General features: G+C 64.7%; 11 protein-coding genes and 1 pseudogene. 10 read left to right on the forward strand and 2 right to left on the reverse strand.

The genetic code is table 11. From position 1 onward, the window contains the following. Positions 1-261 (forward strand): annotated as a pseudogene (locus tag EOA24_RS15240) (tRNA (guanosine(37)-N1)-methyltransferase TrmD); the annotation flags it as partial. A gap of 361 nt (positions 262-622) precedes the next feature. On the opposite strand, the gene EOA24_RS15245 reads toward EOA24_RS15240, so the two are convergent. Beyond that, complete coding sequence (locus tag EOA24_RS15245) at positions 623-1,375, reverse strand: sulfite exporter TauE/SafE family protein (protein ID WP_126080466.1); 753 nt, start codon at positions 1,373-1,375, stop codon at positions 623-625. A gap of 367 nt (positions 1,376-1,742) precedes the next feature. Between EOA24_RS15245 and rplS the strand changes: the two genes are divergently transcribed. From rplS to leuC, 8 genes are all read left to right on the forward strand, one after another. Beyond that, on the forward strand, positions 1,743-2,264 hold the full coding sequence (rplS, locus tag EOA24_RS15250) for a 50S ribosomal protein L19 (protein ID WP_042645484.1): 522 nt from the start codon (positions 1,743-1,745) through the stop codon (positions 2,262-2,264). A 421-nt stretch (positions 2,265-2,685) separates the two neighbouring features. Continuing rightward, positions 2,686-3,105, forward strand: coding sequence for an organic hydroperoxide resistance protein (locus EOA24_RS15255; RefSeq protein WP_126080467.1), 420 nt, complete (start codon positions 2,686-2,688; stop codon positions 3,103-3,105). Continuing rightward, positions 3,102-3,602: a MarR family winged helix-turn-helix transcriptional regulator gene (locus tag EOA24_RS15260; RefSeq protein ID WP_126080468.1), complete on the forward strand. Its 501-nt coding sequence runs from the start codon at positions 3,102-3,104 to the stop codon at positions 3,600-3,602. The genes EOA24_RS15255 and EOA24_RS15260 overlap by 4 nt, the downstream gene beginning before the upstream one ends. A gap of 168 nt (positions 3,603-3,770) precedes the next feature. After that, positions 3,771-4,568, forward strand: a complete 798-nt coding sequence (locus EOA24_RS15265; RefSeq protein ID WP_126080469.1) for a transporter substrate-binding domain-containing protein — start codon at positions 3,771-3,773, stop codon at positions 4,566-4,568. 338 nt (positions 4,569-4,906) lie between these two features. Continuing rightward, entirely contained in the window at positions 4,907-5,719 is an 813-nt protein-coding gene (locus tag EOA24_RS15275; RefSeq protein ID WP_126080470.1) for an amino acid ABC transporter permease, read from the forward strand. Positions 5,720-5,777: 58 nt separating this feature from the next. Continuing rightward, the gene (locus EOA24_RS15280; protein WP_126080471.1) at positions 5,778-6,428 is read left to right on the forward strand and encodes a methyltransferase domain-containing protein; all 651 of its coding nucleotides are present in this window, start codon (positions 5,778-5,780) and stop codon (positions 6,426-6,428) included. A gap of 244 nt (positions 6,429-6,672) precedes the next feature. Beyond that, entirely contained in the window at positions 6,673-6,825 is a 153-nt protein-coding gene (locus tag EOA24_RS15285) for a hypothetical protein (protein WP_189341599.1), read from the forward strand. Positions 6,826-6,898: 73 nt separating this feature from the next. Further along, on the forward strand, positions 6,899-8,308 hold the full coding sequence (gene leuC, locus EOA24_RS15290; RefSeq protein WP_126063674.1) for a 3-isopropylmalate dehydratase large subunit: 1,410 nt from the start codon (positions 6,899-6,901) through the stop codon (positions 8,306-8,308). A gap of 61 nt (positions 8,309-8,369) precedes the next feature. Here leuC and EOA24_RS15295 read toward each other — a convergent pair whose 3' ends face one another. Next, entirely contained in the window at positions 8,370-8,675 is a 306-nt protein-coding gene (locus tag EOA24_RS15295; protein WP_126080472.1) for a hypothetical protein, read from the reverse strand. Between the two features lie 165 nt (positions 8,676-8,840). Between EOA24_RS15295 and EOA24_RS15300 the strand changes: the two genes are divergently transcribed. Continuing rightward, on the forward strand, positions 8,841-10,037 hold the full coding sequence (locus EOA24_RS15300) for a GGDEF domain-containing protein (protein ID WP_126080473.1): 1,197 nt from the start codon (positions 8,841-8,843) through the stop codon (positions 10,035-10,037). The last annotated feature ends 414 nt before the right edge of the window (positions 10,038-10,451 follow it).

The raw sequence follows: 10,451 nt of genomic DNA on the forward strand, positions 1-10,451 counted from the left end.
GCCCTGGTGCTGCTCGACGCCGTGGTGCGGCTGCTGCCCGGCGTCATGGGCAATGCCGTCTCGGGCGAGGAAGAGAGCTTCGAGAACGGCCTGCTCGAGCATCCGCACTATACGCGGCCGCAGGAGTTCGAGGGCCGGCCGATCCCGGACGTGCTGATTTCGGGCAACCACAGGAAGATCGCCGAATGGCGGCGCGCGGAGGCGGTGAAGCTAACGCGGGAGCGGCGGCCTGACCTCCTGGCGGACGATCCACCCCGCTAAAGCGGTTCACCGTTTCACGGAACCGGCGAACCATTTCCGTGGCGTCAGCACAAACACTGGAGATTGGCTGAAGCCTCCCAACTTCGTCATCCCCGGGCGGAGCAGCCGCGAAGCGGCGTCGCGGAGACCCGAGGATCCATTCCGTGACCTGAGCCGTGGAACGCGGCGGAGCAGAATTCTGCATCGTGAGCAGCGCTTCGACGTCACGGAATGGATCCTCGGGTCTGCGCGCGTCGCTTCGCTCCTTGCTCCGCCCGTGGATGACGATCGCAACGGGCGTTTCCAGCCGATCTCCAAGGCTTGCGCCGAAACCGGTACCCACTTTTCGCTTACGCGGTCCCGCGGTTCGGGATCATAGTTCTCAGCTTTTGGTAAAGTAATAGAAAGCCAGGAGCAGGCCGACCCCTACGACGAAGCCGCGCACCAGGCCTTGCGGCACGCGCTTGGCGATCCACACGCCGGCATAGCCGCCGAGCGCCACGCCCGGGATCATGACGATCGCCTGCGGCCAGGCGACGACGCCCCCGGAAACGAAGACCAGGATGGCGACAACCGCGATCACGATGGACAGCATGTTCTTCAGCGCGTTGAGCCGGTGGTAGTCGCCGGCTTGCGTCAGGCCGAGCGTGGCGAGCATCATCACCCCCATGCCGGCGCCGAAGAAGCCGCCATAGACCGCGGTCGCGAATTGCGCGATCGAACCGGCGAACGAGCCGACCGAGGCCTGATGCTCCGGGCCGGCCGCCGGCTTCAGCCACGGCCCGGCGGCGAACAGCGCGGTCGCGGCGATGAGCAGCCAGGGCACAAGGGCGCGGAAGGACGGGTTGGAGAGCGCGAGCAGGATCAGCGAGCCGGCCAGCGCGCCGAGCGCCGAGATCAGGCAAAGCAGCAGCGCGCCGCGCCAGAAGTAGCGGATATCGGTCCAATAGGCGAGCGTCGAGGTGATGTAGCCCGGCAGCTGCGTCACCGATGAGGTGGCGTTGGCGACGATCGGCGGCAGGCCCACCAGCGTCATGGCGCCGAAGGTGAGGAAAGTGCCGCCGCCGGCGACCGCATTGGCGGCGCCGGAGGCAAAGCCCGCGAGGAAGAGCAGGACGGCATCGGAGAACGTCATGGAGGGAAGGTCCGGGAATACACATTCCCGGCTTAGAAAGCTTGGCGTGCTCGCGCAACCCGGGACGAGGCAATAAGATGGTGCCAGCAGCGCAAAAAATATGCCTCAAAGTCCTTTTTTGATGCATATCGTCGTCCCAGAACCGCGCACACTTCTGGGCGACATGCATTTGGACGTGACAAAGCGCCGAAATAGCTGTATGTCGCCGCCCGAACCGGAAGAACGATCTTCTGGACCCGTCAACAAATGGCGGTGTAGCCGTCCCTGCCCGATGTTCCGACAAAGGGCATAGCCGAGCGGTCGTTGGAACTGCAAGGCGAGTTGAGGACGCTCTGACTGTCGGAAGAACAAGAAGTGGATATTTGAGATGGATCTCATCCGTCAGCTCGAGGCCGAACAGGCCGCCAAAATCGAAGCCAAGCGCAAGCTGCCCGAATTCCAGCCGGGCGACACCGTGCGCGTCCAGGTGCGCGTCACCGAAGGCAGCCGCACCCGCGTCCAGGCCTATGAGGGCGTCGTCATCGCCCGCTCCGGCTCGGGCTTCCAGGAGAATTTCACCGTCCGCAAGATTTCCTACGGCGAAGGCGTCGAGCGCGTTTTCCCGGTCTACTCGCCGATGGTCGAGGGCGTCGAGATCGTGCGCCGCGGCAAGGTGCGCCGCGCCAAGCTCTATTACCTGCGCGACCGTCGCGGCAAGTCGGCCCGCATTTCGGAAAACACCGGCGTGCGCGCCCGCAAGCTGAACGACGAAGAGCGTGATGCGCTGAACGCCGAGCGCGCCCGCATCGAGGCCGAGAAGGTCGCCGCCGCCCAGGCGCTGGCCGCCGAGACGGCCGCCAAGGAAGCCGCCGAGAAGAAGGCCGCCGCCGAGGCTGCTTCAGCCGAATAAGGCTTTGCGAAACAGGTTCTGGAAAGGCGGCTTCGGCCGCCTTTTTCGTTTGGCGGAAAGCCCAAACCTACCGGCTCCCCGATCAGTTCCTATATGCCTTGGTGGTGGGCTGAAAAGCGTGAGCTTCGTCATCCACGGGCGGAGCAAGGAGCGAAGCGACGCGGCGCAGACCCGAGGATCCATTCCGTGACATCGAGGCTCCGCAACGGTGCAGAATTCTGCCCCGCTGCACTCCGTGGCTGAGGTAACGGAATGGATCCTCGGGTCTTCGCTCCGTTTCGCGTCGCTCCGCCCGTGGATGACGAAGCTGAGGGCCTGCCACCGATTCATCCGAACATCGAAGACGGGCACACATCGTGGCCCTTGACACCTAACTATCTTGTACACTAAATAATCGTGTACAAATCAACGGAGATCAAAAATGTCTGCACTCTACACCGCCCAGGCTCACGTCAGCGGCGGCCGCAACGGTCACGGCGAAACCAGCGACGGCCTGCTCAAGGTCGACCTCGCGATGCCGAAGGAGCTCGGCGGCAAGGGCGGCGCCACCAATCCGGAGCAGCTTTTCGCCGTCGGCTATGCGGCCTGCTTCGAGAGCGCGGTGCGCTTCATCGCCCGCCAGCAGAAGCTGCCGCTCGAGGACGCTTCGATTACATCCACGGTCAGCCTTTATCCGAACGACCAGGGCGGCTTCCGCCTCGGCGTCGCGCTGGCTGCCGAGATCAAGGGGCTTGATCAGGCGGGCGCAGAGGCGCTTGTATCGGAAGCGCACAAGGTCTGCCCCTATTCCAACGCCATTCGGGGCAATATCGACGTGGCTCTCTCGGCAAAGGCTGCATGACGACGAAAACCGAAACCATCACCAAGCCAGCCCCGGCGCAGGACGGCGGGGTGATCGATGTGCCGCGCCTCGACCAGCAGCTCTGCTTTGCGCTTTATTCGGCGAGCGGGCTGATGACCAAGCTCTACCGGCCGCTGCTCGACCCGCTCGGCCTCACCTATCCGCAATATCTGGCGATGCTGGCGCTGTGGCAGCATTCGCCGAGCACGATCGGCGAGCTCGGCGCGGCGCTGGGGCTTGATTCGGCGACGCTGACGCCGCTGATCAAGCGCATGGAGGCAGGCGGGCTGGTGACGCGCCGGCGCGATGCCGCCGACGAACGGCGGGTGCTGGTCCAGCCGACCGCGAAGGGCGAGGCGCTGCGGGCCAAGATGAAGGACGTGCAGGAAGGGCTAAGCTGCGGCATGCCGTTGGAGCGGGCCGAGCTGAAGGCTCTGCACGGCACGCTGACACGGCTGGTCGCCGGGCTGCGTGAGGCCACCGCCGATCAGGACTGATCGCCGCAAAGGCCGTCCACAAAACCGTTTCCGAAGAGCATTGGATTTGCGTATAGCGCGCGACGTCGCAGCGGACCGGCTTGCATGGCGCTTGCGGCAAGCTAAAGTCGGCGCCGGATTTTCTCAGGCCGCGAAATTGCAGCGCGGTCGCACCTTCGGAGATTTGTCATGACCAAGTCGAAATTGCTGCTGGCCGCCATGGTGGCCTGCCTTCTCGCGCCTGTCGCCGCGCTCGCCGACAATCTGCCCGACCTCGGCGGCAAGAAGGTCGTGGTGGTGACGGAAAACGCCTATCCGCCGCTGCAGTTCATCGACAAGAAGACCGGCAAGCAGATCGGCTGGGAATATGACGCGATGGACGAGATCGCCAAGCGGCTGAACTTCAAGGTCGAGTACCAGAACACCTCCTGGGACGCGATGATCCAGGCGGTTTCGGACAACCAGTGCAACATCGGCATGACCGGCATCACGATCAAGGACGACCGCAAGGAGAAGGTCGACTTCTCCGACCCCTATATGCGCTCGGAGCAGTTCATGCTGGTGCGCGGCGATGAAAGCCGCTTCACCGACGCCAAGAGCTTCGGCGCCTTCAAGGACGGTTTGATCGGCGCCCAGCCCGGCACCACGCCCTTCTACACCGCCGTCTACAGCGTGCTCGACGGCAACGAGCAGAACCCGCGCATCAAGCTGTTCGAGACCTTCGGCGCGACCGTGCAGGCGCTGAAGGCGGGCGACGTCGATGTCGTCTTGACCGACGGCACTGCCGGCAAGGGCTATGTCGATGCTTCCGAAGGCAAGCTGAAGCTGATCGGCGGCCCGCTCGGCACCGAGGATTTCGGCTTCATCTTCCCCAAGGGCTCGGACCTTGTGAAGCCGGTCAACGCCGCCATCGCCTCGCTCAAGGCCGACGGCACGTTCGACAAGCTCAACAAGAAGTGGTTCCTCGATTACAAGATGGGGCAGTAGCTCGTTTTGCTGCGCGCGGTGAGTTTGCAGGAAATCGCGCTGACATTGCGCCCAGTCCCCCCTCTCTGCCCTGCCGGGCCCGGCCCTTCGCTGTCGCTCCGGGCGTTCGTCGTTCGAAAAGCCAAGCAATTGGCTTTTCGTCCGCTACGCGGACCTCTCCTCACCCCCCTCAAGGGGGGAGATTGGACGTCGCGCCGGCTTTCGCCAACTATCGACGTCGCAGAGTCTGCGGAGCGGCTCAAACTGCTAATCTCCCCCCTTGAGGGGGAGATGGCCGGCAGGGCAGAGAGGGGGGACTGGGCGCCATCCTCTCGAGACTTCCTTTCCGGCGCCTTCTGATGCCGCCCGCAGCCTTATCCTCCAAACCCGAATTCCCCTGGTGGCTGGCCGCCGCGGCCGTCCTCGCACTGGCCGCTGCCCTCGCCATCGCGTCCAGCGATCTCTATGCCGAGGTCTTCGCCACCGTTGCCAAGGGCATCGGCATCACCATCTTCGTCACCGCGGTCGCCTTCGCGCTTGCCTCCGCGCTCGGACTTGGTATCGCGCTGATGGCGCTGTCGGGATCGCAGTGGCTGCGGCAGATCGCGCGCTTCTATGTCGAGATCATCCGCGGCGTGCCGATCCTGGTGCTGTTGTTCTGGATCGCCTTCGCCGGCGCGCCGGCCTTCGTCGCCGCCTGGAATGCGCTGACCGCGCCGCTGCAGAGCGCCGGCCTGATGGGCGAACTCCTGGTGCGCGATATCTCGCTGCTCTGGCGCGCCATCATGGCGTTGACCATCGGCTACTCGGCCTTCATCTCGGAGGTGTTCCGCGCCGGCATCCAGTCGGTCGAGAAAGGCCAGATCGAAGCCGCCAAGGCACTCGGGCTCAGCCGCGCGCAACGTTTCAGGCTGATCGTGTTTCCGCAGGCGATCCGCATGATCCTGCCGCCGCTCGGCAACGATTTCGTCGCCATGGTCAAGGATTCTTCCTTGGTCTCCGTGCTCGGCGTGGCCGACATCACTCAGATCGGCAAGGTCTATGCCGCCGGCTCGTTCCGATTCTTCGAAACCTATTCGATCGTCGCCTATATCTACCTCATCCTGACCGTCGGCCTGTCATTGGCGCTGCGGGCATTGGAGCAGCGGCTGCGTCGGCAACACGGGGAATAGCCGGCAGCAAAAGTCCGCGCTACGATCCCTCCGCTCATCATTGCGGAGGAGACGCCCCATGAATTTCGACAAGGCCAATGCGGCGCTGGATTCCGTCTATTCGGCTGACTCGCCCGAGGGGCTCGCCAACGCCTATGCCGACTGGGCCGCGACCTATGACAGCGAGACCGCTTCGCTGGGTTACCTTCTGCCGTTCCTGATCACCGCCTGGGTGGCGCGGCATGTGCCGGCGGGCGAAGGTCCGCTGCTCGACGCCGGCTGCGGCACGGGACTGTCGGGGCCGTCGCTGAAGGCGCTGGGCTATGGCGACATCGCCGGCCTCGACCTCTCCGATGACATGCTGAAGATCGCCGGCAGCCGCCAGGCCGGTGGCAAGCCGGCCTATGGCGAGCTGAAGAAGGCGATGCTCGGCGGCCCGCTGCCCTGGCCGGATCGGCATTTCCGCGCCTTCTTCTCGACCGGCGTCTTCACCATCGGCCACGCGCCGGCTTCCGGCCTGCACGAGCTGGTGCGCATCACGAAGGCCGGCGGCCACGCCATCTTCACCGTGCGCGACCAGGTGTTCGAGAGCGGCGGATTCCAGGGCGTGTTCGACGAACTGACGGAGGCGCAGAAATGGCGCCCGGTGGAGCAGAGCCCGTGGTTCCGCTGCTATGCGATCGGTGATCCGGCAGCGCTGGTGAAGACCTTTGTGTTCGAGGTGATGTGAATAGGCTGGCGCCAGTTCCTCGCCCCCGCGAAGGCGGGGGAGAGGTGGCCCGGCGAAGCCGGGACGGAGAGGGGGGCGACCTCCGCGACACAAGAGCCGCTGCAAGACAAGGCGCAAGACCGAGGGGCTTCGAGGCGGTAGGAGGCTTTAAAAACTCCAGGCACCGCCGCACGCCCCTCTCCGTCCCGGCTTCGCCGGGCCACCTCTCCCCACTTCGTGGGGCGAGGAACAGGTTCCGCCGCAATTGCCGAAAAGCCAAAACATTGCTATCTACGCCGCCATGGAAAAGCTTTTCAGCGATCCGGCCTACAAGGGTTTCGTGCTGCAGGACAGGAAGCGCCTGCCGTCGCGTTTCTCCGCGCGCGTTTGCGGCGCGCTGACCAGCCGACTTAACTGACCCGACCGATCGCAGTCGTCGCGCCGGATTGCCGGCGTGCTTTTCCCATTCTCATATCGACGGATTTACGCACATGAGCGCACCGCGCACCCTCTACGACAAGATCTTCGACGACCATGTCGTCGACCGCCAGGACGACGGCACCTGCCTGCTCTATATCGACCGCCACCTCGTGCATGAGGTCACCAGCCCGCAGGCCTTCGAAGGCCTGCGCATGTCGAACCGGAAGGTCCGGCATCCGGAAAAGACGCTGGCCGTGGTCGACCACAACGTGTCGACTTCGCCGGAGCGCAAGTTCGGCATCAAGAACGAGGAAAGCCGCATCCAGGTCGAGGCGCTGGCCAAGAACGCCAAGGACTTCGGCATCGAATATTATTCCGAGAACGACGTCCGCCAGGGCATCGTCCACATCATCGGGCCCGAGCAGGGCTTCACCCTGCCCGGAATGACCATCGTGTGCGGCGACAGCCACACGTCGACGCATGGCGCCTTCGGCGCGCTCGCGCATGGCATCGGTACGTCGGAGGTCGAGCATGTGCTCGCCACCCAGACGCTGATCCAGCGCAAGGCCAAGAATATGCTCGTGCGCGTCGACGGCCAGCTGCCTGAAGGCGTCACCGCCAAGGACATCATCCTCGCCATCATCGGCGAGATCGGCACGGCCGGCGGCACCGGCTATGTCATCGAATATGCGGGCGAAGCGATCCGCTCGCTGTCGATGGAAGGCCGCATGACGATCTGCAACATGTCGATCGAGGCGGGCGCGCGCGCCGGCCTGATCGCGCCGGACGAGACGACCTTCGCCTATGTCAAGGACAAGCCGCGCGCGCCCAAGGGCGCGGCGTGGGATGCGGCGCTTGCCTACTGGAAGACGCTCAAGTCGGATGAAGGCGCGCATTTCGACAAGGTGATCGTGCTCGACGCGGCGAAGCTGCCGCCGATCGTCTCCTGGGGCTCCTCGCCGGAAGACGTCGTCTCGGTGCAGGGCATCGTGCCGAACCCCGAAGACATCACGGACGAGAACAAGCGTTCCTCCAAGCATCGGGCACTGGAATATATGGGCCTGACGCCAGGGACCAAGATCACCGACATCGCGCTCGACCGCGTCTTCATCGGTTCCTGCACCAATGGCCGCATCGAGGACCTTCGCGCCGCAGCCAAGGTGGTCGAGGGCAAGAAGGTCAATCCGCGCGTAAACGCCATGATCGTGCCGGGCTCCGGCCTGGTCAAGGAACAGGCCGAGGCCGAAGGCCTCGACAAGATCTTCGTTGCCGCCGGCTTCGACTGGCGCGAGCCGGGCTGCTCGATGTGCCTGGCCATGAACGACGACCGGCTGAAGCCGCATGAGCGCTGCGCCTCGACCTCGAACCGCAACTTCGAGGGCCGACAGGGCTTCAAGGGCCGCACCCATCTGGTGTCGCCGGCCATGGCGGCCGCCGCCGCGATCGCCGGCCATTTCGTCGACATTCGCGATTGGAAGTAACCACCGGCTACGACCCCAACAAAGGCCCGGGCAGGACGTCCGGGCCTTTGCTTTCAGCGATCTACCTGCGGACGATCTCGTGAAACTCCTCGCGCCGGCCGGGTTCGTCGGCGGCGACGACTAGGGCCAGCTGGCGCTCGTCGAAGATCTTGAACCATTCGTCCCATTCGACCAACTCGTAGCCGCCGGCATTGGGCGGGCGTTCCGGCCGGTCCTCGTCCTCATAGGCCTGCTGGTCAAAAACCAGGCGCAGCATGGCTTGCGTGCCAGGCTCCGGCGATACGTCGACAATGGCCGGAAAGCCGGCCCGCGCCGCCGCCCAGGAGCGGATTTCATCGTGATCGGTCAAAGTGATCGTGTCGGCCATCGCAATCGTCTCCTGTCTGGCGTCTCCAGTCTGGCCGGACAACGCCGCTCCGGCAAGCCCGGTTCCCCATGGTTTCGCGGCGTATTTATCGAGAGCGCTTAACCGCTTGTTTGGGCTTAAGTCCTAACATCTCCCCTTGGGTAAGTTGGGGAAAGTCGCAGTCCTTTGGACACCGGTCTGCTCATAGCGCTGCTCAATCCGACGATAGCGCTGGCGCTCGGCGCTGCGTTCCTCGTGCTGTGGTGCTATCAGCGCCATCGGCCCTACCTAGCGGTCCTGGCGGCAAGCTATGCTCTCGCCGCTGGCGGGTTCCTGTTCCAGCACTTCACCTTCCCGGTCGGGCTGGCGCCGTCCAAGTTCCTCTCCAATCTGTGCTTCTGCCTTGCCGGGTCCTGTCTGGTCGGCGCCATCGTCGCGCGCCACGGCCGGCCCGTGCCTTATGCCGGGATCGGCGTGCTGGCGGGAAGCGGCATGGCCGCATTCAGCTGGTTCCTATTCGTTCAGCCGGACCTGACATGGCGCATCCTCGTCGTCAATTTCGCCCTTGGCGGCATCAGCCTTCTGGCCGCCGCCGAACTGCGCGTGGTGCGCGGCAATGGTCCGACGGAAAAAATGCTGTTCGTGCTGGCGTTGCTTTCCGGGCTGAACTTCTTCGTGCGGACGCTGGCCATCATCATCGCGAATGGACCGTTCAAGAGCTATGACGAGCTCTATGCCTCGTCCTACTGGACGACGGCGCTGCTGCTGCACGCGCTGCTGTCGCTGCTGATCGCGCTTTGCCTGTTCACCGCGGCGGCGCTCGACGTGGTGCGGGCGCTGAAGGCGGAGACCCATACCGATCCGCTCTCCGGCATCCTCAACCGCCGCGGCTTCGAGGAGCGGGCGACCCAGCTGCTCGATCAGTGCGGCAAGGCCGGCCTTCCCGTCGCCCTGGTGCTGGCCGACCTCGATCATTTCAAGGCGCTGAACGATCGGCACGGGCACGAGGCCGGCGACCGGGTGATCGCCGACTTCGCCGCCAAGCTGCGTTCCGCCACCGGCGCGCGCGGAGCCGCCGGCCGCATCGGCGGCGAAGAATTCGCCGTGCTTCTGCCGCTCAGCGATCTGGGGGCGGCAAGGCTGTTCGCCGAGGCGATCCGTAGCTTCTATTCGGCCGGCACGATCGACGGCCTGCCGCCCGGCGCCAGGGTGACCGCCAGCTTCGGCGTCGCCGCCCGCTCTGGCGGGGAAGGGCTGATGCCCTTGATGCGGCGCGCCGACGAGGCGCTCTACAAGGCCAAGAAGAACGGCCGCGACAGCGTGCGGCTCTCTTACGAGAGGCCGGAAACGACATTCGTCGCAGAGCCGCTCGCGGTCGGGTGAGACGGGTGGACACCCGCGCCTTCGTCATCCACGGGCGGAGCGACGCGAAGCGGAGCGCAGACCCGAGGATCCATTCCGTGACCGCCGCCGAAGAATGCAGCGGGGCAGAATTCTGCATCGTGAGCGGCTCTCGAAAGCAACGGAATGGATCCTCGGGTCTGCGCGCGTCGCTTCGCTCCTTGCTTCGCCCGTGGATGACGATCGGAGGGATGGCTCGGCCAATCGCGGAACCAGGGATTGCCATTTACCTCTACGTCGCGTTCCAAATGCTCTGACGACCGGACGGGTTTTTAAAATCGCAAAGGTCCGCGCTCCTTCCGCCATACCACGCGTTAACGTGATTTTCGCCGCTCGATGATAGCCCTCGGTCAAGGAGCAGACATGGGCAGCGCCGACTTCATATTGATGATCAAC

The organism is Mesorhizobium sp. M2A.F.Ca.ET.039.01.1.1, assembly GCF_003998035.1.
Classification (GTDB): domain Bacteria; phylum Pseudomonadota; class Alphaproteobacteria; order Rhizobiales; family Rhizobiaceae; genus Mesorhizobium.